Annotated in this window: 22 protein-coding genes and 1 tRNA gene; 12 read left to right on the forward strand and 11 right to left on the reverse strand. The window is 56.0% G+C overall.

Annotated features, from left to right (window positions below; all coding sequences use genetic code 11):
* The first annotated feature begins 16 nt into the window (after nucleotides 1-16).
* The gene (locus GOB90_RS05245) at nucleotides 17-1,429 is read left to right on the forward strand and encodes a peptidylprolyl isomerase (RefSeq protein WP_146890535.1); all 1,413 of its coding nucleotides are present in this window, start codon (nucleotides 17-19) and stop codon (nucleotides 1,427-1,429) included.
* Nucleotides 1,430-1,449: 20 nt separating this feature from the next.
* Complete coding sequence (gene rsmA / locus GOB90_RS05250; protein WP_146890539.1) at nucleotides 1,450-2,280, forward strand: 16S rRNA (adenine(1518)-N(6)/adenine(1519)-N(6))-dimethyltransferase RsmA; 831 nt, start codon at nucleotides 1,450-1,452, stop codon at nucleotides 2,278-2,280.
* Between the two features lie 166 nt (nucleotides 2,281-2,446).
* Here the strand turns inward: rsmA and GOB90_RS05255 are convergent, their stop codons facing one another.
* From GOB90_RS05255 to GOB90_RS05265, 3 genes are all read right to left on the reverse strand, one after another.
* Nucleotides 2,447-3,022 (reverse strand): ferritin-like domain-containing protein, encoded by a 576-nt coding sequence (locus GOB90_RS05255; protein WP_146890542.1) that lies wholly within the window; start codon nucleotides 3,020-3,022, stop codon nucleotides 2,447-2,449.
* A 107-nt stretch (nucleotides 3,023-3,129) separates the two neighbouring features.
* Nucleotides 3,130-3,972: an RlmE family RNA methyltransferase gene (locus tag GOB90_RS05260; RefSeq protein ID WP_146890545.1), complete on the reverse strand. Its 843-nt coding sequence runs from the start codon at nucleotides 3,970-3,972 to the stop codon at nucleotides 3,130-3,132.
* Nucleotides 3,973-4,027: 55 nt separating this feature from the next.
* Entirely contained in the window at nucleotides 4,028-5,287 is a 1,260-nt protein-coding gene (locus GOB90_RS05265; RefSeq protein WP_242011809.1) for a Ppx/GppA phosphatase family protein, read from the reverse strand.
* Between the two features lie 181 nt (nucleotides 5,288-5,468).
* Between GOB90_RS05265 and GOB90_RS05270 the strand changes: the two genes are divergently transcribed.
* Nucleotides 5,469-5,542: transfer RNA gene (locus tag GOB90_RS05270), tRNA-Gln, on the forward strand.
* Nucleotides 5,543-5,685: 143 nt separating this feature from the next.
* On the opposite strand, the gene GOB90_RS05275 is transcribed toward GOB90_RS05270, so the two are convergent.
* Together GOB90_RS05275 and GOB90_RS05280 are read right to left on the reverse strand one after the other, a co-directional pair.
* Nucleotides 5,686-6,108: a cupin domain-containing protein gene (locus tag GOB90_RS05275; RefSeq protein ID WP_261765991.1), complete on the reverse strand. Its 423-nt coding sequence runs from the start codon at nucleotides 6,106-6,108 to the stop codon at nucleotides 5,686-5,688.
* Nucleotides 6,105-6,695 (reverse strand): cupin domain-containing protein, encoded by a 591-nt coding sequence (locus GOB90_RS05280; protein WP_146890548.1) that lies wholly within the window; start codon nucleotides 6,693-6,695, stop codon nucleotides 6,105-6,107. The genes GOB90_RS05275 and GOB90_RS05280 overlap by 4 nt, the downstream gene beginning before the upstream one ends.
* Nucleotides 6,696-7,414: 719 nt before the next feature.
* Between GOB90_RS05280 and GOB90_RS05285 the strand changes: the two genes are divergently transcribed.
* Nucleotides 7,415-8,584, forward strand: a complete 1,170-nt coding sequence (locus GOB90_RS05285) for an oxalate decarboxylase family bicupin (RefSeq protein ID WP_146890552.1) — start codon at nucleotides 7,415-7,417, stop codon at nucleotides 8,582-8,584.
* Complete coding sequence (locus GOB90_RS05290) at nucleotides 8,584-9,240, forward strand: YoaK family protein (protein ID WP_146890555.1); 657 nt, start codon at nucleotides 8,584-8,586, stop codon at nucleotides 9,238-9,240. The genes GOB90_RS05285 and GOB90_RS05290 overlap by 1 nt, the downstream gene beginning before the upstream one ends.
* Before the next feature lie 82 nt (nucleotides 9,241-9,322).
* On the opposite strand, the gene GOB90_RS05295 is transcribed toward GOB90_RS05290, so the two are convergent.
* The gene (locus tag GOB90_RS05295) at nucleotides 9,323-9,583 is read right to left on the reverse strand and encodes a hypothetical protein (protein WP_146890558.1); all 261 of its coding nucleotides are present in this window, start codon (nucleotides 9,581-9,583) and stop codon (nucleotides 9,323-9,325) included.
* A 581-nt stretch (nucleotides 9,584-10,164) separates the two neighbouring features.
* Here GOB90_RS05295 and GOB90_RS05300 point away from each other — a divergent pair.
* The 5 genes from GOB90_RS05300 to GOB90_RS05320 all read left to right on the forward strand — a co-directional run bounded on the left by GOB90_RS05300 (nucleotide 10,165) and on the right by GOB90_RS05320 (nucleotide 13,875).
* The gene (locus GOB90_RS05300) at nucleotides 10,165-10,995 is read left to right on the forward strand and encodes an IS5 family transposase (RefSeq protein ID WP_173571935.1); all 831 of its coding nucleotides are present in this window, start codon (nucleotides 10,165-10,167) and stop codon (nucleotides 10,993-10,995) included.
* Between the two features lie 65 nt (nucleotides 10,996-11,060).
* A complete protein-coding gene (locus tag GOB90_RS05305) occupies nucleotides 11,061-12,404 on the forward strand; it encodes an IS1182 family transposase (protein ID WP_146891249.1) in 1,344 nt (447 codons plus the stop codon).
* Nucleotides 12,371-12,703, forward strand: a complete 333-nt coding sequence (locus GOB90_RS05310) for a cytochrome c oxidase subunit 3 (protein ID WP_242011810.1) — start codon at nucleotides 12,371-12,373, stop codon at nucleotides 12,701-12,703. The genes GOB90_RS05305 and GOB90_RS05310 overlap by 34 nt, the downstream gene beginning before the upstream one ends.
* Nucleotides 12,704-12,810: 107 nt before the next feature.
* Entirely contained in the window at nucleotides 12,811-13,017 is a 207-nt protein-coding gene (locus GOB90_RS05315; protein WP_242011811.1) for a hypothetical protein, read from the forward strand.
* Nucleotides 13,018-13,161: 144 nt separating this feature from the next.
* On the forward strand, nucleotides 13,162-13,875 hold the full coding sequence (locus tag GOB90_RS05320; RefSeq protein WP_146891246.1) for an MgtC/SapB family protein: 714 nt from the start codon (nucleotides 13,162-13,164) through the stop codon (nucleotides 13,873-13,875).
* Here the strand turns inward: GOB90_RS05320 and GOB90_RS05325 are convergent.
* From GOB90_RS05325 to GOB90_RS05345, 5 genes are all read right to left on the reverse strand, one after another.
* Nucleotides 13,840-14,409 carry a hypothetical protein gene (locus GOB90_RS05325; protein WP_146891243.1) on the reverse strand — a complete coding sequence of 190 codons (570 nt, stop codon included), beginning with the start codon at nucleotides 14,407-14,409 and terminating at the stop codon, nucleotides 13,840-13,842. The genes GOB90_RS05320 and GOB90_RS05325 overlap by 36 nt on opposite strands.
* A gap of 66 nt (nucleotides 14,410-14,475) precedes the next feature.
* Nucleotides 14,476-15,087: a cysteine hydrolase family protein gene (locus GOB90_RS05330; RefSeq protein WP_173571936.1), complete on the reverse strand. Its 612-nt coding sequence runs from the start codon at nucleotides 15,085-15,087 to the stop codon at nucleotides 14,476-14,478.
* Between the two features lie 22 nt (nucleotides 15,088-15,109).
* Complete coding sequence (locus tag GOB90_RS05335) at nucleotides 15,110-17,344, reverse strand: xanthine dehydrogenase family protein molybdopterin-binding subunit (protein WP_146891236.1); 2,235 nt, start codon at nucleotides 17,342-17,344, stop codon at nucleotides 15,110-15,112.
* A gap of 12 nt (nucleotides 17,345-17,356) precedes the next feature.
* Complete coding sequence (locus GOB90_RS05340; protein ID WP_146891232.1) at nucleotides 17,357-18,364, reverse strand: FAD binding domain-containing protein; 1,008 nt, start codon at nucleotides 18,362-18,364, stop codon at nucleotides 17,357-17,359.
* Entirely contained in the window at nucleotides 18,361-18,867 is a 507-nt protein-coding gene (locus tag GOB90_RS05345; RefSeq protein ID WP_146891229.1) for a (2Fe-2S)-binding protein, read from the reverse strand. Before GOB90_RS05345 ends, GOB90_RS05340 begins: the two co-directional genes overlap by 4 nt.
* A 589-nt stretch (nucleotides 18,868-19,456) precedes the next feature.
* Between GOB90_RS05345 and GOB90_RS05350 the strand changes: the two genes are divergently transcribed.
* Complete coding sequence (locus GOB90_RS05350) at nucleotides 19,457-19,735, forward strand: hypothetical protein (RefSeq protein WP_146891226.1); 279 nt, start codon at nucleotides 19,457-19,459, stop codon at nucleotides 19,733-19,735.
* Between the two features lie 129 nt (nucleotides 19,736-19,864).
* Nucleotides 19,865-20,368: a YciE/YciF ferroxidase family protein gene (locus GOB90_RS05355; protein ID WP_146891223.1), complete on the forward strand. Its 504-nt coding sequence runs from the start codon at nucleotides 19,865-19,867 to the stop codon at nucleotides 20,366-20,368.
* Nucleotides 20,369-20,423 lie beyond the last annotated feature (55 nt).

Raw genomic sequence — 20,423 nt, forward strand, 5'->3', positions numbered from 1 at the left:
TGAGAGATCAATCTGCATGCGACTGAGCCTTTCCATTACGGGGTCTGCCCTGGCCCTTGTGGTTGCACTTGGTTCGGTCTCCTGTCCGTCCGCCGCGCGGGCGCAGCGGCATCACCATATGCACGAACAGCAAACAACGGACACATCAGGGGCTGCTGGCGACATTGATGACACAGCGTCTCATTCTAAACCCGCTGGCAAGAAAGCCGCGCCGAAACTTGGCGAGACGCAGGACACGATCATAGCGGTCATCAATGGTATTCCGCTGACGCGACGGGATGTTGATAACCGCGGTCGGCTGTTCGCATTATCGACGGGTCTCCCGATGAGTGAAGATCTTATGAGTCGCATGCGGCCTCAGATCATTCGTCAGCTGATTGATGAACGGCTTCGCACGCAGGAAATCCTGAACAGGCATATCAATGTAAGTCCCGAACAGATTGCCGCTGCGATCGATGGAATTGAGAAGCGGAACGGGATGCCCGAACACGCGCTGCGTGACCGGCTGGCGCAGGACGGCGTATCGCTCACTACTCTGATTGACCAGATCCGCGTTCAGATAGGCTGGACTCAGGTGCTTCGGCAGGAGCTGGGATCGCGTTACCGCATGACGTCGCAGGAGATTTCACAGCGAACAGAAGCGCTGCAGAAACAGGAAGGACGTCCGGAATATTTTATCAGTGAAATTTTCGTTCCGGTCGAAGATGCGCGTCATAGCGACACGGAACTGAAATTTACAGAAACCATTATTCAGGAGCTTCGCAAGGGAGCACCATTCTCCATTGTCGCTGCACAATTTTCCCAGGCTCAGAGCGCGCTTGATGGCGGATCTATGGGCTGGGTTCAGGAAGACAGTCTGGATCCGGAAGTTGTAGCTATGGCGCGCAAAATGCCTGAAGGCGCGATTTCGAATCCGATCAAAGTGGCCGGTGGTTACGTCATTGCCACCGTTCTTGGTAAACGGGTCATCGGTCATCAGCCAGGGACCCTGATGAATGTCCGTCAGGCATTTATTCCTTTTGCCGAGCACCTGAACCCGCAGAATCCAACACCGCAACAGCGGCAGGCTTTGCAGACTGCTGTGCAGATAGCTCAGCAGTCGCATAGCTGCGACGATCTCGCTGCCGCCAACAAAAAGCTGGGAGAAGTGCGCCCATCCAATCCAGGCGAGTTGCAGCTTGAACGTCTGAACCCGCAGATGCAGCAGGTTCTGGGGACATTGCCTCTGGGTAAGACAACCCGACCGCTGGTGTCGGAGGACGGGATTGCTCTGCTGATGGTCTGTTCAAAGACGACAAAGAATTTTGCTAATCGCACGCCGAGTGAAATTGCGGATCAGCTTCTGAATGAACGCGTCGAGCAGACGGCGCGACAGCTTGACCGTGATCTGCATCGCAGGGCCGTAATCGACATGAGGTCGAAAACCTGAGCCAGGCAGGTAAAGAGGAGATGAGGGAACCGCTCGCTTCGGTTATCAGTCGGCATAATCTCGACGCAAGGCGGGCGCTGGGACAGCATTTTCTTCTTGATCCTGGCATCACAGACCGGATTACTGAACTGGCAGGCCCACTGGTCGGACGGCATGTAATTGAGGTCGGTCCGGGGCCTGGAGGATTGACACGCTCTCTGCTTGACAGCGAGGCGGCCTCTGTCACTGCGGTTGAAGTCGATCCCAGGGCTGTTTCAGTTATTCGGGAGCTTGCAGAGGAAGCGCCGGATCGGCTGCATCTCGTGGAGGCAGATGCTACCGGGATTGATCTGACCACACTCTGTCCGACGCCCCGCAGGATCGTTGCAAATCTGCCTTACAATGTTGCTACCCCCCTCCTGATTGGCTGGCTCAGACAGGCTTCATCCTGGGAACGTCTTACGCTGATGTTCCAGCTTGAGGTTGCCGAACGTATCTGCGCGGAACCTGACAGTGATCATTATGGCCGGCTGGCCGTCATTTCTCAGTGGTGCGCAACGTGTTCACAGATTATGCGATTACCGCCGGGGGCTTTCTCGCCGCCGCCGAAAGTCTGGTCCTCAGTTGTTGAACTGACCCCACATAATGAGCAGCCTGATCCGGGCTTGTTCCGCGCTATGGAACAGGTTACGGCTGCTGCGTTTGGTCAGCGCAGGAAAATGCTGCGAGGCGCCCTGAAGAGAATTGGTGGTGAGAGGCTTCTGAATGAAGCCGGGATAGACGGGTCTCGTCGGGCAGAAACGCTGGATATCGGCGAATTTGATCGTCTGGCGCGCTGCCACCTGGCTGCTTCTCCTGCCAAGCGCACATAGAATCTGTTTCAGAAATTTCTTTAACGGTGAGAGCATTTTGTGACAGCAGCCGACCTGAGTGTTTTTAACCCGGGGCGCGCCGGTCGATATAGCTGAGTATAGAAACGTCAACAATCCGACCCGAGTTCTGTGGAGACAACACCGGGCCGGAATTTAATACTGTGATTTAAGCCGCCAGGAACGGCTTGCCTTCATGAGCCACAAGAAGATCGTGCATATCTGTCGCATGCTCTTCTTCCTGCGCCAGAATTCTCTCAAGCATAATCCGGGTGGTCGGATCTTTATCCCCAAAATAGCGAATTAATTCACGATAGTGCTCAATCGCAATCCGTTCGGCAATCAGATTTTGCTTTACGAGATCGACCAGCGACCCGGGTTTGCCGTACTCAGCGGCAGAGCGTGATGCGAGGCCTTCAGGGTTGAGATCGGGCACGCCACCGAGCTGGTCGATGCGCTCCGCAGCCCATTGCATATGTGTCTGCTCTTCACGTGCGTGTTCTGCGAACTCAGCCGCAACGCTCTCACTGGTGATTCCGGAAACGGAAATCGAATTCATCGTGTAACGCAATACACAAACGATTTCTGTAGCGACAACCGTCTGAAGCAGATCGATCGCCTTCTTTACATCACCCTGATAGTCAGGCGTCACCGCGCCATCACCGATTGATTTTTTAGCACGTTCACGAAGTGTCTGAATGTCGGACAGAAATGTATTATCCTTGTCCGTCTGTTTTGTAGCCATAGGTCCGTAACTCCTCCATTGAGGTTCTTTCTGAAAACGGTCTGACCTGACTAAAGTTGCAAAATATGTCCATAAAACCCTGCCAGAAAATTACGTTCCGGTTATAATCAATCTTTATCCCGTCCTCTTAATGAAGAGAGTTCCTGAAGTTTTTCTGGTCTGAAGCCGGTGGCGACGACGTAAAGTTCACTTGAATCTTTACGGCTTGCCGGAGGTTTCGCGTGACGCACGTTTGAGAAAACTTTCTTCATCGGATCAAGCATCCGCTTTTCGGACCCACCCTGAAATACCTTCGCCACAAATGTTCCGCCCTCAGCCAGAACGTCCAGGGCGAAATCGAAAGCACCTTCCGCAAGCCCGATAATTCTCAGATGATCTGTTGGTGCATGACCTGTGGTGTTTGGCGCCATATCCGAGAGAACGAGATCGGCTTTGCCGCCCAGCATTTCTATCAGGCGTCCGGGCAACTGGGGATCGGTAAAATCACCTTCGATAATCTCAGCTCCGGCCACTTCATCGACTGGCAGGAGATCGACGCCGACTACACAGGACGCGCCACGTTTAACCGCAACCTGGGTCCAGCCGCCAGGAGCGGCGCCCAGGTCGACCACGCGCTGCCCGGGTCTGATCAGGTGAAAGCGATCATCGAGTTCGATAAGTTTAAAGGCTGCACGGGAACGCCAGCCCTGCTTATGTGCGGCCTGTACATAGGGATCGTTAAGCTGACGAGCAAGCCAGCGTTGCTGAGCCGTGGTTCGTCCCCGTGATTTTTTGAGCGAGACGGCCTTCGTGCGGATATTCTGGGGCGCGAGACCATCTTCGCCGCCATCCCGGACGCCTGGGGCGCTTTTTTTCGTCAGCGCGCGACCGGGAACACGGGGGCCATCGGAGGATGAATTGCCCGACCTGCTGCCGGTGCCGCGCTTTGCGGGAGGAGGAGGAGTGGTCAAGTGCTGTTTACTTCTTCCTGCTGGCGCTATCGGAAAATCCGGACACCTTGTGATGCTACTTTCTGTGCAGCCGGGCGCATCCCTGACGCCTCGCGCCGAAGGAGCCGTTGCTCCGCATCATCCGGGTGAGCAGACCATCGCGCAACCCCCGGTCCGCGACAACGATATCGGAGGTCCACAAGGACAGGAATGCTTCGAAGATGGCGCAGCCGGGCATAACGCAGGAGGCACGTTCCGGGCCGATGCAGGGATGCACGTACATACCTTGCGTGCCCATCCGATGCAAACGTGCAATCGCCTTGCGGGCATTGTCCACGCCCAGATGATATCCGTCGATCGCACAACGAGAGTATCGGGGAAGATCAAGGTCCAGGCTTGCCAGAGTTGTCACTGTTCCGCTGGTACCAACTGCACGCACGCCACCGCAGAGAATTTCCCGACTGATCCGGTGAGTGGTCTCGAAAGCTTTAAGATGCTGCCCGACAAAGGCGACCATATCCCGGTAATTACCCGGTTGACGGGTAGAAAACTGCTCTGACAATGTAATGACGCCAAAAGGCAGACTTATATAGCCGATGACGTCATGCGTGCGTTTCTGCTGATCGAGACGGACCCAGGCAATCTCCGTGGAACCGCCCCCGATATCGAGAAGCAGTCCGCGCGTTGGTTTTCCGTCACTGCTGGCAGAGGATACCGGACTGCTGGCCGACCGTTGCAAACCTGCAAAGAGAAGTTCGGAGCAGCTTTCGACAGCCAGTTCCGCCTCTTCGCGCCCTGAGATAATCTCGAATTCAAGTCCGGTTTCGTCGTGAATGCGTTTTATAAAGGCGCGCCCGTTCTTTGCTCGACGGCAAGCCTCGGTCGCAACGGCACGAAAACCGAATGGCTGTCTGCGGCCAAGGCGCGCAGCACAGGCGTGGAGCACATCCATTGTACGGACCATGGCATCCTCGCCGAGCTCGCCAGTTTTCTGCAACCCTTCGCCTAGCCTTACGATGCGGCTGAAACTGTCAATGACGCGAAACCCGCCATTCACGCGGGCGGCGATCATCAGGCGGCAATTATTGGTGCCCAGATCGATCGCCGCGAACACGTCATCATTATCCTGGCCTGCTGGCCGACGTATGAAAGATCCGGCTTTATCCGCAGGCCAGACCGGGCCAGATGCAGGTTTACCTGATGTAAATACGGCTTCGCGAAGGGGTTGGGGGTTGGTAGCAACCTGTCCTGGCAAAGGCGGAAGAAAGCTGGCGGGCACGGGCGGAGGGGCTGGGATCGCCTCCTCGGTCCGGGGCCAGGCGCGGGAACGGTCCATCGTCTGGTCCTTGGGTTAGGGCAATTTTATGGCAATATTTCAAGAAAATGACGGTGCGGGCAAGCAAAAATTTTCCTGTGGTAAAAGATGCGGAAAAATGCTCTTGCCCGGGCAGTCCTCAGATGGTAACAGCCTGCTCACCGCAGAAACGTGGGCTTATGTGCCACCTTTCCTGTCTTGCTGGGGGATAGTTTAGCGGTAGAACTACCGGCTCTGACCCGGTCAGCCCTGGTTCGAATCCAGGTCCCCCAGCCAGTTTTCTCAGTTTTCAGAAATTTAGCTGTCCCTGTTACGGTGTTTGGGTCTGCCCGATTTTTCAGGACAGAAGCGTTCGGCTGGGGCCTGTTTTTAGCGTCAACACGGCCAGAGATTGCGCGGTTTACCGGCAACAGCGGGTGTCAGTGGGGTGAGACTGTGTCTTCCGGGCGGAATGGCGGGGCGGAAATCGCGTAGAAGCTGAGGGGCTTTTGGCGGGAGGCTTCGATACTGTGATCGGCGCCAGGAGGGATCTGGACGATATCTCCGGCTGAGACCGTGGCGGGGCTTCCGTTCAGCCAGATGGTTCCTTCGCCTGAGTGAATCAGGAAAATCTCTTCGGAGGTGATGTTGTGGCTGGCTGGATAGGTGGTGCCTGCGGCGAGTGTGAAGAGCGCGATGCTCATCCGATCGGAATGGAGTCTGGCTGTTGCGCCGAGCAGTTCCTGCAATGTGCTGCCTGGTGTCGGATGAAGGACGGGCGCTTCCGGGCGTGCCAGCGGGCTGGCGTTTGCGGTCAGGGGGGCTGCCACAAGGGCGGCAATGAGGATGTGTCTGCTTTTCACGGGCTGACGGGTCCGGTTCGGGTGAGTGCGGCGATCTGGCGCTGAGAGGCGGGATAGCGCCGGGTAAGTACGTCGCGCTGGCCGGGCTCAAAATCCTGCGGGATGAAGCCGGGGGCCATTGTGGTGCCGGTGAAGGACCAGCCTCGCGGGCCGGCGGGAGCGGAACCTTGCCAGACATCGCGGGGGACGACGAGGGCTGGATTGTCTGCGTCGAGACTGGCTTCGCGGGCCTGGCCGTCCGGGGTGAGAAGCAGGAAATGGACGGGATCGCCGCCGTAGAAGTGCCAGACTTCATCGGTTTTCAGGCGGTGGAGGGCGGAGAAGCCGATGGTGGTTTCGACATAGAGGATGGCTGTGGAAACGGGGTGCCGGGTATTTCCGTAGCGGGCCGGCAGGGCAGCGCCGTCGACGGTCTCGTCCGTGCGCTGAACCTGGGCGAACCAGCCGCCTTCCACCGGGACGGGCTGCATGTGGAAACGGGCGATGAGGCTGGCGGCGGCCCCGGGCGTGCGGGCATGCGTCGGGGACAGGATGAGGCCGGAGGTGACGAGAGCGGTTATCGCGAGGGCTGTTCTGGCGGGACGCATGGGCTTCCGATGCTTTTCGGAGTTTGTCTGAAAGGCGGGGCGGTCTCCCCTGCCCTGCTCTGGCGGATGGTTCTGTTTACCGGGGCTGACGGTTCTGGCGAAGAGGTTTTCGAGGTGCCAGGGAGGACTGGTTTTCCAGAGGGGTCGGGGTGATTTGCTCGGGGGTCACGTATTGTTTCGGCCCGGTGTGACCGAGGGAGCAGGTTGTGGCGGAGTGCATGGTCGGACGGGCTCGGGCTGAAGGTGGCTGCGGAGTGACATGGCGAGGGCCTGGGTCGGGGTGACCTGTTATTGGGGCTGTCTCTGACGGACGCCGGGAGGATTTATTTCGTTTTTCGGGGGTTGGTTCGGTTTGGGGACGTAAGGGATTCCGGAGAGTTCCGGAAAAGTATGGTCCGGAAGCGGAATGGATTTCAATTCGGTTTTTGGGTGATCTGGCGGGTTGTGTGGTGACTGGGTGCCGGACCATCGGGTTGCGGACGGATAATCCGGGTGGAGCGCTGTTTTTTCAGTCAGGCAATGTAAAACGGGAATATTATCGTAGGATTTATCTGGTATTAATTTTAATTACTTTGATTTTGTGTGGATGTAACAAATATAAAACATTCATCACATTCCTGTGAATATCTGAATATGGCTATCGTTCTTGATGGACATCAATGTCTTCTTCCTGCTTGTGACATATTTTGTCATAATTCTCATCAGGCAGGAGCCATTCCATGACCGACCTTCCCTGGGTTGATTCAAAACCCGAAGCGCCTGAACCCATTCGCGGGGACCGGGGTGCGAGTATTCTCGGGCCTCGTAATCTGCCGCGTGAGCGGGAGGTGCCTGATCTGCTGGCGTCGCCCGACACGGATGCGGGGACCATTCCCAATCTGAAATTTTCTTATGCTGACGCGCGTAATCGTCTGGGGTCCGGAGGATGGGCGCGGGAGATTACCATTCGGGAGCTGCCGGCGGCCACGACGCTGGCGGGGGTCAACATGCGGCTCAAGCCGGGGGGCTACCGTGAGCTGCATTATCATAAAGAAGCAGAGTGGGGCTTCATGATTGCGGGCAAGGCGCGGGTGACGGCGCTGGATACGGAGGGGCGGCCCTTTGTGGACGATGTCGAGGCCGGGGATATCTGGAATTTTCCGGCTGGCATTCCGCATTCCATTCAGGGGCTTGGGGCTGAGGGGTGCGAATTCCTTCTTGTCTTTGATGACGCCAACTTTTCCGAAAACGAGACCTTTCTGATCAGCGACTGGTTCGCGCATACGCCGCGGCGTATTCTGGCGAAGAATTTCGGTGTGCCGGAATCAGCTTTCGCTAATCTGCCGACGGATGTTGAAAAGACCCGCTGGATTTTTAACGGGACCGAGCCCACGGTTGCGAAGGAAGACGCGATCAGATGTCCGCAGGGGCCGTCACCGATCCGTTATACACACCGCTTTCTGAAGCAGGAGCCTGCGAAAGCGGCTGGCGGGACCGTGCGTGTTGTGGATTCCCGCAATTTTCCGGCGGCCTCGACCATTGCGGCGGCGATCAATGTGGTTGAGCCGGGGCGGATGCGTGAGATGCACTGGCATCCGAACAATGACGAGTGGCAGTATTTCGTTCGTGGCCGGGCGCGTATGACGGTTTTCGCATCGGGCGGCAAGGCGCGGACGTTTGATTACTGTGCCGGCGATGTGGGGTATGTGCCGCTTGGGATGGGGCATTATCTGGAAAACATTGGCGATGAGCCTATGGTTTTTCTGGAAGCGTTCAAAAGCGATCACTTTGCCGATTTCTCGGCCAATCAGTGGCTGGGGCTTTCGCCGCGTCAGATGGTGAAGGAACACCTCAACCTGGATGATGAGACGCTGTCGAAACTTCGTCAGGACAAGCCGCTTATTGTCTGATGAGTCTCCTGACACGTTCGGCTCTGCGCGTTCTCGCGCTGGGCCTTGTGGCCGGGTATGTGGATGCCGTGGGGTATGTTGAACTCCACGGCATTTTCACGGCTGCGATGACGGGAAATTCGACCACGTTCGGGATTGCTCTGGCGGACGGGGACCGGGCCAGGGCGGCGGCTGTCGGCACTGTTCTGGGGCTGTTTTTCTGCGGGGCGCTGGCGGCGAGCCTGTTGCGGCGGGCTTTGCCGGCGTATCGTCATGAATGGCTGTGGATGGCGGGGCTGCTGGTTATCGCGCAGGGTGTGCACTGGTCTCATGCGGCGGGTGGCAGTTCGCGGGTTGAGACGCTGCTGCTGGCTGTTGCCATGGCGATGCAGGGCGAGGCGCTTTCGCGGTTTTCAGGTATTTCCGTGCAGACGATTGTTGTGACCAATAACATTGTGAAATTCGCTGATAATATTGCAGGGTTTCTTTGCGGGCTCTGGCGGGGAAAGCCAGGTTTTACGCTGGCTTCGGCGTTGCCGGGGCTTGGCTGGGCGGGGTGTATTGCCGGGGCGTTTCTGTCTGTTTTCGCACGGGGGCTGACTTCGGGGTTTTTTCTGGCTCCGGTGCCGCTCCTGGTGGGGTTGTTTTTTCTGTGGCCGGGGGAAGATGTCAGGTGATTGGAAAGTCACCGCGAGACTTTGCCGATTTTTTTACCGAGAAGGCGCGCTGGTTCCGGGCTGCGTGTGACAACGATCAGCATCATTTTATGATTTGTCGGTGCCTGTTGTTCAGGATTGCCATTGTGGCGATGGCCAGCGCGTAGACGGCGAGGTCGACGGTGGCGAAGTAATATCCGGGCAGGAAGCTGCCGATTGATGTGGAGCGGATGTGGTCGAGCAGTGTGACTGCGCACCAGATCATTGCGCCCCACAGGCATGTGCCGCTCCATTTTGTGACGAAAAAAGGCAGCCCGAGAGGAAGTTTCCGGATAGTCACGTCTGCGGCGATGGTGAGGATCATGAGCAGAAAGATGTTCCGGCGCGAGACCGGAGGTGTAATTCGCTGTTTTTCTCTCTGGTGCTGTCGGGGGATGACGGGGGAGCCGTGTCGTGATGGATCTCACGATCAATGACGGCAGGAACTACAGATTTTCTATCGACACAGGCGGCGCGTCGAGCCTTATTCGCGAAACTGTCGCCTGGGAAGCGGGGTTGATGTGTTTCTGATGTCGAAAACATTAGATTCAGAGTGATGATTTTTTCGAATCATGGCTTTGGGCGTGGCTTTCAGGCGTTCGATGCCGGCTCAAAGAATACGCCTGACTGTTTTCTGCGCGATAGTGCGGGAAAATATGCGACCACTCCGGTTTTCCGGCATTTTTCTGCGACCTTCAATATTCACAGGATGTCAACAATGGGGGGAGAGCTGACTGTCAGCTTTCAGGTGGGCACGTTCGAAAATCGACGTCTCCAGAGATTACGAGGCAGGTCAATACTGAATTTTTGAAAACTACCATTGCCTCTAAGTGTCTGACCGAAAATGAGTTGAGTGATTTCAGCGGGTTATGATTCATGGGTTTGCGAGAACCTGATGAGATCAAGATGGCCTGGACTGAAATCACCCGCGCGCAGTATCGCCGGGACGACCTGGAGTATGCAAGCGACCTTCGCGATGCGGAGTGGGCGCTGATTGCGCCTTTGATGCCCGAGAGGAAACGACTGGGGAGACCACGACGTACGGATTTGCGCCGGGTCATGGAGGCGATCCTCTATATCGTCACGACCGGCTGCCAGTGGCGACAATTGCCCCGGCACTTTCCGGCCTTCACGACCGTACAGGGCTATTTCTACCGTTGGATCCGCGAGGGAAGATGGGAAGCCATGAACCATATTCTCGTGATTCTGTCGCGTGAGCAGGACGGGCGAGACGCCACGCCTTCAGTGGGCATTATCGACAGCCAGTCTGTTAAAACCGCTGAAAATGGCGGCCCACGCGGTTATGACGCGGGCAAGAAAATCAAGGGACGCAAGCGACATATCGCGACCGACATGCTGGGTCATGTCGTGGCGGCTGTCGTACATTCCGCCGACATTCAGGATCGTGATGGTGCGCCGCTGGTAGCGGTCAGGATACGCTCATTGTTTCCCTGGCTTCGCCATCTGATCGGTGACGGGGGATATGCTGGCGAGAAGTTGCGTGGTGCGCTGGCTGAACTCGGCCGATGGACGATCGAGATCGTCAAACGTAGCGATCAGGCCGAAGGCTTCGTCGTCCTGCCCAAACGCTGGATCGTGGAGCGTAGCTTTGCATGGCTCGGACGTTGCCGTCGCCTCACGAAGAATGTCGAGGCAACAATCCCGTCATCCCACGCGTGGTTGATGATTGCCCATATCCGCAGAGTTCTGCGAAAAATCAATCAAACCGCTTTCTGATTCAGGCTCTAACAGGCTGTCGGGTTGGGGTACCAGCCTCTGGCGATCTGGGGTAAGCTTTCAGGATGAGCAGCTTCATCCCATTTGATCGATCGCAGCCGTATCTTCTGCCGCCGGATGTGAAGTCATGGCTGCCGTCGGACGATGTGGCGCATTTCATCGTGGCGGCGGTGGAGCGGGTGCCGCTGGGGGCCTTTTCGGTGCCCCGGCGGACTGGCGGCAAGGCACAGTATCATCCGCGCCTGATGCTGGCGCTGCTGATTTACGCCTATGCGAACGGCGTATTCTCATCGCGTCGGATCGAACGGGCGACGTATCGTGACATCGGTATGCGCTTTGTGGCGGCGAACCTGCATCCTGACCATGACACGATCGCAGCGTTCCGGCGCGGCAATCGCACGGCGATCGAGGCAGCGTTCCTGCATGTGCTGGAACTGGCACGCGAGACGGGGCTGATGCGACTGGGCACGGTGTCGATCGACGGCACGAAGATCGATGCCAACGCCTCGAAATACCGTTCCATCCGTTATGATCGCGCGAAAGAATTGCGCGAGAAGCTGACCGCCGACATCGCCACCCTGATGGAGCGGGCAGAAGCGGCAGATGCGACCGATACGGATCACCAGGCCTTGCCGGAGGAACTGGCCCGCCGGGAGGCTCTGAAGGCAAAGCTGGATGAAGCCTGTGCGCGGCTGGAAGCGGAAGCCCGAGAGCAGGCCGAGACCGCCCGGCCCGAATACGAACGCAAGAAGGCAGCCTTTGATGCGAAGCGGGGACGGCGCGGTCGGCCGCCGAAAGAGCCAGACGATAAACCGCCATCAGACCGGCAGATCAACCTGACCGATCCGGACAGCAAGCTGATGCGTCGCTCCGACGCTCATGAATACCGGCAAGCCTACAACGCCCAGGCCGTGGTTTGTGCCGAGGGCAGCCAGTTGATCCTGGAACATGGGATCGTTGCGACGACGGCGGACGCGCCCAGCTTCGCCGCCACCATCCTGGGCATGGAGAAAAGGATCGGCCTGCCACGCACCGTCCTTGCCGACACGGGTTTCGCCAGCGGCAAAGCCATCGGACTATTGCAGGCCAGCGGCGTGGATCCGCTGGTCGCCATCGGACGCCCCATGGACCGGCGCCCTTATGACTTCCGGCCGGAACCGCCACCCAGGGAGCCGCGCCGGATCACCGAGCCCTGGCGCCTGGAAATGAAGGCCAGACTGCAACAGAACCCGGCAAAAGCCCTTTACACCTTACGCAAGCAGACCGTCGAACCGGTCTTCGGCATCATCAAGAGCATCATGGGCTTCACCCGCTTTCACCTCCGTGGCCTCGCCAATGTCGCAACAGAATGGACGCTCGTCGCCCTCGCATACAATTGCCGCAGGATCACGCGACTGACGGCAGTATAAATGCCGTCGCCTCCGTCACTCACCACTACGGCAGAGCCCAACCCGACAGTCTGCTAGGCGGCCCGGAGGCTGGTGGCGCGCAACTGTTCTACAGTTTTTATTTTCTTTCTACCGCACTGCATGGCCTGCACATGTTGGTGGGGATCGGGCTGATCGCTTGGGTCTGCCAACAGATTTACCGGGGTAGGGGTAAACCACTTCGCCCTATTCCCGTGGAAATCGTCGGTCTTTACTGGAGTTTTGTCGATCTGGTCTGGATCCTGCTTTTCCCTGTCCTGTACCTGATCGGACGGGTGTGATGGTCCGCGTCCTGTCATGCTGGCTTGTGTTGTTATTGCTGCTGGCAGTGGAACTGTTCATGAGTGCAGCCGGGCTCAACTGAGGCATTGGCGCGTGTGCCGGACTGATGGCGCTGCTGGTTGCCTGGGGCTTCATGCGTATTACACGCGCACCGTCATTGGCCGCGATTTTTGCCATTGGCGGTCTGTTCTGGCTGTCCATTCTGCTCGCACTGGGCGGTCTGGACAGTTTTACACGAACAAATTTCCCAGTAGGCGATACGCTATCGTCTACCCCACAGAACCCGCGCACACCGCCTGATACCGCGCCCTGACGAGGGAAGAGAACCTTGTAGCCGGATCGGGCGTTGTCATGCGGACAGGCTTTAATGCCCACACGGCGACACCGTAAATTTCTCGGGACCACAGATTTTTTGTTTATCTGGAAAGGTATTTCCCTGACAGGAGTCTCGCCGATAATGACGATGACATTGAACTGGAGTGACATTGTGCTGCGACTCATTGCCGCGCTGGCAGTGGGAATAGCATTTGGTCTTAATCGTGATCAGCGTGGACGTCCGGCCGGGTTGCGTACAACCACACTGGTCTGCCTCGCCGCCTGTCTGGCCATGCTGCAGGCGAACTGGTTGCTCGGCACGGTGGGGAAAAGGCAGGATTCCTTCGTGACACTGGACCTGATGCGTCTGCCCCTTGGCATCCTGTCCGGAATGGGATTCATCGGTGGGGGTGCTATTCTGCGGCGGGAGAATATGGTTCTCGGCGTCACAACTGCCGCGACCCTATGGATCGTCACCGTTATCGGCCTGTGTTTCGGCGGCGGTCAGATTATTCTGGGCGTTATTGGCGCCGTGCTGGGCCTGGCCGTCCTGTGGGGTTTTAGTTTTATAGAACGTGCATTACACGAAGATCAACGTGCGGTAATTGTCGTCATTGCAGATACAAAAAAGCCGATAACTGAAGAACTCATTTCCCGATGTGCCAATGCTTCCATTCAGATCGCCGGGCAATCCGTCGCGTATTCAGAACAGGGTGAAAAAGCGGAAATGCATTTTGAACTTCGGTGGCGTGGACGTCGCCGCACTGTGTGGCCGCCAACCTTTGTCGCGGAACTGGCGCGGCGTCCCGGCGTCTCGGCATTACAATGGAGGCCTGCCGGTTTCATCGGCATGTAACTGCAATCCGCCGTCGTCGGTCATGTGATATGATACAAAGCCCCACCGCGTCTCTGAACCGGATCGGCTGATCCGCCAGATCATATCATAACAATCAGGAGGCCATTCCTGAAGAGCGGAAAACCACTGCGTTACTAAAACGGCTTTTGCCAGATCCGCGAGCCCTTGATGTTGCCAGCAGACCAGAGACGTGCCCTTTAGTCCGGACAGAGCAACACTCAGTTCCTTTTCCTGATGCAACGCCCAGGTCAGATCTATAGGACAATGTAATGTTTCGGACAGAGGCAGGACGGTCTGTTCCGGTCGTCGGCTATGACCGCCGTCAGGGCGGAACGCGGAGGCAAAAATACGGTCTGGTACCGGCAATCGGTCCTCTTCATTAGTAAAAAGACCCACAAGCCCCTTCGCCCGCTGCCAGCCCTTTTTGCTCAGTGAATAAGGGTCATCCCGGCCATGATTGTCGATCCCGGTTTCATGAAGACATTTATCGGGTTTTTCCGCATGGCGTATCAGAAGAATATTGGATTTTGTCATGATGTATCCTGACTTTGCGTGAAGTATGATACATCATTTCTGGAACGCGAAGTCGGAGAAAAATGCTTAGCCGCCGGTTGCTGACACAAGGCAGTTAAACTCCCTTGTGGAGAGCGTCAGAAGCTGGTTTGTAAATCGCGTGGTATAAAAATCCAGTATGGTGTCGTGCATCTCATCCATCGAGCTGTAAATGGCATCAGAAATAACAACAGTTTTGTAGCCCCGGTCTATGGCTTCCAGAGCCGTAAACAGAACGCAGATATCCGTCTCGCCTCCCGTCAGCACAATGGCCGTCGGATCATACTGCCTGACATAATGGCGAAACTCTCCCGATCGCCACGCGGAATAACTGTTCTTTTCAAACACGTTGTCAGAAGACACAAAGCCGTCTAATTCCGGAACCAGCTCAAGAAGATGCGGATCAATCTCCGCCCGTGTCATCTCATGCCAGTGCTCGTAATACTCCTTCCACGCTCCGGGCGCCTGACCGGCGGATTGTGGAGGAATAAAGCGTGTAAAAACCGTTTTTTCTCTGTTCCGTTTTACAATATCGACAACATTGGGAAGAATATGAGGCATCCATGGCGCACGCCACGGCGTCTTCTCACGAAACATGTTCTGCATGTCGACGCAGACATGAAGCCATCTGTCATTCTGAAGAAAAGTCTCCGGACTCATAATGGGTTTTCCATGCTTTAAGTCAGGCGCCGGGCATGATCGGAAGAGTGCGATACCGTTTCCCGGTCGCATGGAAAATGGCGTTGGCAATGGCCGCCGCCGTGCCGCACATGCCGATCTCACCCACGCCCTTGATCCCCAGTGGGCTGACTTCCTCGTCTTTTTCATCGACAAACAGAACATCCATCTCCGGAATGTCCGCATGAGACGGAATGTGATATTCCGAGAAATTATGGTTCATGAACCGCCCGTAGCGCTCATCCATCAGGGATTCTTCATGCAGCGCCATTCCGGTCGCCATCACCATCGCGCCGCGCACCTGACTGGCCGCCGTTTTCGGATTCATGATGCGCCCCGCTGCCACAGCGTTCACAAGACGCGTCACGCGGACAATGCCCAGCTCCTCATCGACTCGCACCTCACAAAAGACCGCGCTGTGGGTAAACCGGGCCTTCCGCATCTCGCTGATCTTGCCCCGCAGCCCCGGTTTCGCGGTTTCTTCCGCTTCGATAGAGGCCTCCCCGATGAAAGATAAAGCTTCCTGAAGAGAAAAAACCTCGCGGCGACCATCCCTGACGCCGCGCAGCTCCCCCTCCGTCAGTGTGACTTCACTCTGCCTTATCCGCTCGGGCGTATTTTCACTTTTTGCCAGTGCCTTCAGGAATTTTTCACGCAGACTCTGACACGCAAGCCAGACGGCGGCCCCGGCCGATGCCGCCGTCCATGAGCCGCCCTCCGTCGGGCATTCCGGCAGAGTGGAATCTCCCAGCTCAATATCGATCCGGTCGATCGGAATACCGAACGCCTCCGACGCCGTCTGAGCCAGGATCGTATAGGTGCCGGTGCCGATATCCGAGGCGGGGGTCGCGATATGGAGCCGCCCGTCGGATGTGAGCCTGGCCCGCGCGGCCGTGGGAGAAAACATCGCATCCCATATGCCGATCGCCATCCCGTGGCCGATAAACTCCCTGCCGTCGCGCAGACTGCGCGGCGCAGGCGGGCGTCCATTCCAGCCAAACCGTTCCGCGCCCTGCAGCAGCGCTTCCCGCAAAGCGTTGCTGGTGAGCGGCATGTTATGCATGGCGTCAATCTCTGAATAATTGTGCAGGCGGAACGCCAGCGGGTCCATTCCGCAGGCCCAGGCCAGTTCATCAATCGCCATTTCGAAAAGGTTGACGCCGGTTGCAGCACCCGGTGCGCGCATATCACTGGAAGTATAGGTGTCGCGCGGCGCTATTTTATAATCCGCCGTCGCGTTCGGGCATTTATAACCGATCGGTCCCCAGATAACGAGATTTTCCATATTGTGCTCAAAGCGCGACGTATCGGTGACGCCCTCGACAATGATGGATTGCAGGGTTCCGTCCCTGTCAGCCGCCAGCGCAATATCCATGACCGCTTCCGGCCTGAAAACATGCGTGAACATCTGCGGTCGCGTCAGGGTCACGCGAATCGGACGCTTCAGCATCTTTGCGCCAAGCGCTGCAAGAAAAACATTGTGCTGTGCACGCAATCCGGAACCGAACGCACCGCCTACATAAGGATTGCGTACACGCACTTCGTTTCCGGAAAGTGACAGAGCACTCGCCAGATAAGTCTGAACTGCCTGAGGCCCCTGTGTCTTGTCCCACACCGTCAACGTGCAATCCTCTTCAGGAATGACGGTCGTGGCATGCATCTCCATCGGATTGTGATGTTCCGGAGCAAGATGAAAGCGCCCCTCGATCTTTATCGGACTCAAAGCATATGCTTCGGAAGCATTTCCTCGTGTTTTCGGCGGGACATAATTGCTGCGTGTTTTTGACGGCATGTATTTCTGATACAGGGCAGCATCGAAATCAGCATTATGCGGCCAGCGCTCGTAATCAACCTGAATCAGCATCGCTGCCTCACGCGCCGCCTCGAACGTCTCTGCGAAGACTACGGCGACCGGCTGCCCGTTGAAATGAATTTCACCGTCATGAAGAGGCCTGTAAGGCGATCCCGGCACGCCCAGCCCATCTACATAGGATTTTTCAAATAATGCCGTGTGTGGGCGATTATGATGCGTCATAACCTCAATCACACCGGGAACCGCGCGCGCCGCCTCATCATGGATAGCCTCGATGCGGCCCCGCGCGATCAGACTGTTGACGATAACCCCATACAGCAGACCCGGCGGATGAGGCTCAGCCGCATAGGTCGCCTGCCCGGTCACCTTGGCAAAACCATCGATCCGCGGGACAGGCTGCCCGATATTCGCTGATACAACGTTCACATTCCGTCTCCTTCAGCGGATAGTCTTGCAGGTCTGGGACTGAGGCGTGCCTTCAGCGGCCTGCCACAGCGCCCGTTCGATGACACGCGGCGCAAGCTTCAGCTTGGCGGCATTGTCACGATCCACGACGGCACCCTCCAGGATACGTTCGGCCACATCCCGGAAAAGAGAATGAGAGGGTGGTTTGTCTTTCATCAACGCTTCTGCTTCCGGCACACACCAGGGTTTTGTGCCTACGCCACCCAGCGCGAGACAACCTCGCCGGATCAGTCCACTCTCCATTTCCAGACCAACAGCAACAGACACGATTGAAAAAGCGAAAGACAGCCGATCCCGGATTTTGAGATAGGTGTAATGTTCGCCAAATGAAACTGAAGGCAAATCAATGGACGTTACTATCTCGCCCTGCTGCAGGACGTTATCGATCCAGGGCGTCTCTCCCGGCAGACGATGATAGTCACGCAGAGCCACCGATCGCTCGCCTTCCGGACCATGGAGATTAACCATTGCATTCAGAGCCGCGAGGGCGACGCACATATCTGACGGAAATGTTGCAATACAAGCCTCACTCGTTCCCAGCACAGCCATGATACGGTTTCGACCACCACGGGCAGAACAGCCGGTGCCGGGTGAGCGCTTGTTGCACACCATATCCGGGTCATAAAAGTAGTGGCACCGTGTCCGCTGATTCAGATTGCCTCCATTGGTCGCTACATTCCGGATCTGGGGACTGGCACCCGCGAGAATAGCTGAGGCCAAAAGTGGTAAGTGTCTGATGACAAGAGGATGAGCTGCGGTATCGGCGTTGGTTGCCAAAGCGCCAAGACGCAGGCCGCCATCAGGCAGTTCTTCAATCTGGTTCATGGACAGGGATTTGAGGTCAGTCACATGGGCAGGCCGCTCGACATCCGATTTCATGAGGTCGATCAGATTCGTTCCTCCAGCGAGAAAGCGCGTGTGCTCAGTGACACGGCATGCTTCATCAAAAGTACCGGGCCGCGAATACGAAAAATTCCTCATGCGGCCTCTCCCTTGCTGTCCTGATCTTGTTGAGCAATGACGTGCTCTATAGCCTCGACAATGCCGTTATAGGCCCCGCATCGACAGAGATTGCCGCTCATGAACTCACGGATCTCTTCGCGGGAATGGGCATGGTCCTCTTCCAGCAAGGCGATGGCCGACATGATCTGTCCCGGTGTGCAGTAACCGCACTGGAATGCATCAGCGTCGATGAAAGCCTGTTGCATCGGGTGCAACTGACCGTCCTGATTGATGCCTTCAATGGTTATGACGGCAGCGTCCGGTATCGAGACGGCAAGTACGAGGCAACTTTTGACACGTTTTCCGTCAATGAGCACAGTGCATGCACCGCATTGTCCGTGATCGCATCCCTTTTTGGTCCCGGTAAGGTCGAGCCGTTCCCGTAGCAGGTCCAGCAATGTGACGGATGGCGGCAGGTCAGCGGCATAGTGCTGTCCATTGATCCGGAGACGACAGGGAGCCGTGGGGGATGCGTGGTTCATGAGAAATTGCTCCTGCGGATATCAGGTTCTGCAGGTTTAAGGATTTGAGAAGCCATGAGTTGCGCTTCGCATGCGAAAACGATGAATAAAAGTTTCTTTTCTCTACTGGATGATGTTTAGCTGCCAGCCGTCACCATAATCGGCAAACTCCTATGCTCCATGAATGAACGTGTAGGGGATATTTTAGAGTATTTTATATATAGTTTTTGATATTGCTTTCATGAATAATGTAGAAAATGCGTCTGTAGGTGCCTGAATGAGCGCATCTTGTCATGTTGTGCTCTGCACAAGTCGATACCGAGATGCATTCCACTTGCGTTCTCTTTATGTATTCAAAAAAACATTATCTATGTTCAGATGTATTCCTATTCAGTCAAATTGTATGTCTCCGTAGCATAGTCAATATTGCACAGAAAATGTATTGATCATGAATTACAAAAGACGTGTTCGTGTTTTATTGTAATGCGTTATCTTTCTAAAGAATTCGTAACTTTCGATGAATCTTTGAAACCTCGTTCAAACAGAATGGTTTGTTGTAATGACGGCCGTATCCGTGACCGTCTTAATATTGGAAACGAGGAATAGAAAAATGGCAAATCAAGGTGGTAGTCACGAACAGCATGTCAAGGCTGGCGAACAGAGCCACAAGAACACTGGCACGTCGCATGACGAAAAGAATGAAGGTGAGCATGGCTCCGGCACGAGAGGCGGCACTCACGAGCAGCACGTCAAAGCTGGTGAGCAGAGCCACAAGAATGCAGGCACATCGCATAGCGAGAAAGAGGAAGGCGAGCATGGCTCCGGCACGCGGGGCGGCACGCATGAGCAACATGTCAAAGCAGGCCAGCAGAGCCACAAAAATAGTTGACTCTGTGTCAGGTACCGGGGACATCGGCAATATTGCTGATGTCCCCGGAAACCGAATGCTTTCCTTAACTTACGAACTGTCCCATACCAGTTCAGGTAAAGGGCATACGTTCGAAAATGGAGAAAATCCATGGGCTTTTTTTCGAAACCGATAAGGACTCTTGACGATCTGTTTGTGCATACCCTTCAGGATATCTATTATGCTGAAAATCAGATCGTGAAGAATTTGCCCACAATGGTGGAAAACGCTGCTGATCCGGAGCTGAAGGCGGCATTTCAGCATCATCTGACGGAAACGGAAGAGCAGGTCCACAGACTGGAGCGGGTATTCCATATGCACGATCAGCCCGTTAAAGGGGTGACGTGTCAGGCTATGGATGGAATCCTTGCCGAGGCAAAAGACATTATTAGTGATTGTGATGATCCTGAAGTTTGTGACGCCGCCATGCTTTCAGCCGCTCAGGCCGTAGAGCATTATGAAATAACCCGTTATGGCAGCCTTATCGCTTATGCCATACAGCTTGGCCGTCCCGACTGTGCCGCCGTCCTGAAGCAGACGCTTGAGGAGGAAAAATCGGCTGATCAGAAACTGACACATATCGCCGAGAAGGGTGTAAACCAGCATGCAGCCTAATGCTGGAAAGATTTTTCTGATGAGCGAAGTCATCTGGCTTTCTTTGTCACGGAGA

Source organism: Acetobacter oeni, from assembly GCF_011516825.1.
Classification (GTDB): domain Bacteria; phylum Pseudomonadota; class Alphaproteobacteria; order Acetobacterales; family Acetobacteraceae; genus Acetobacter; species Acetobacter oeni.

Coding starts and splice junctions, on each gene's coding strand:
- GOB90_RS05340 (WP_146891232.1), bottom strand. CDS start 18,364: ATGAGGAATTTTTCGTATTCGCGGCCCGGTACTTTTGATGAAGCATGC.
- GOB90_RS05285 (WP_146890552.1), top strand. CDS start 7,415: ATGACCGACCTTCCCTGGGTTGATTCAAAACCCGAAGCGCCTGAACCC.
- GOB90_RS05350 (WP_146891226.1), top strand. CDS start 19,457: ATGGCAAATCAAGGTGGTAGTCACGAACAGCATGTCAAGGCTGGCGAA.
- GOB90_RS05305 (WP_146891249.1), top strand. CDS start 11,061: ATGAGCAGCTTCATCCCATTTGATCGATCGCAGCCGTATCTTCTGCCG.
- GOB90_RS05345 (WP_146891229.1), bottom strand. CDS start 18,867: ATGAACCACGCATCCCCCACGGCTCCCTGTCGTCTCCGGATCAATGGA.
- GOB90_RS05330 (WP_173571936.1), bottom strand. CDS start 15,087: ATGAGTCCGGAGACTTTTCTTCAGAATGACAGATGGCTTCATGTCTGC.
- GOB90_RS05315 (WP_242011811.1), top strand. CDS start 12,811: ATGGCGCTGCTGGTTGCCTGGGGCTTCATGCGTATTACACGCGCACCG.
- GOB90_RS05280 (WP_146890548.1), bottom strand. CDS start 6,695: ATGCGTCCCGCCAGAACAGCCCTCGCGATAACCGCTCTCGTCACCTCC.
- GOB90_RS05265 (WP_242011809.1), bottom strand. CDS start 5,287: ATGGACCGTTCCCGCGCCTGGCCCCGGACCGAGGAGGCGATCCCAGCC.
- rsmA (WP_146890539.1), top strand. CDS start 1,450: ATGAGGGAACCGCTCGCTTCGGTTATCAGTCGGCATAATCTCGACGCA.
- GOB90_RS05355 (WP_146891223.1), top strand. CDS start 19,865: ATGGGCTTTTTTTCGAAACCGATAAGGACTCTTGACGATCTGTTTGTG.
- GOB90_RS05245 (WP_146890535.1), top strand. CDS start 17: ATGCGACTGAGCCTTTCCATTACGGGGTCTGCCCTGGCCCTTGTGGTT.
- GOB90_RS05320 (WP_146891246.1), top strand. CDS start 13,162: ATGACGATGACATTGAACTGGAGTGACATTGTGCTGCGACTCATTGCC.
- GOB90_RS05300 (WP_173571935.1), top strand. CDS start 10,165: ATGGCCTGGACTGAAATCACCCGCGCGCAGTATCGCCGGGACGACCTG.
- GOB90_RS05325 (WP_146891243.1), bottom strand. CDS start 14,409: ATGACAAAATCCAATATTCTTCTGATACGCCATGCGGAAAAACCCGAT.
- GOB90_RS05295 (WP_146890558.1), bottom strand. CDS start 9,583: ATGATCCTCACCATCGCCGCAGACGTGACTATCCGGAAACTTCCTCTC.
- GOB90_RS05290 (WP_146890555.1), top strand. CDS start 8,584: ATGAGTCTCCTGACACGTTCGGCTCTGCGCGTTCTCGCGCTGGGCCTT.
- GOB90_RS05255 (WP_146890542.1), bottom strand. CDS start 3,022: ATGGCTACAAAACAGACGGACAAGGATAATACATTTCTGTCCGACATT.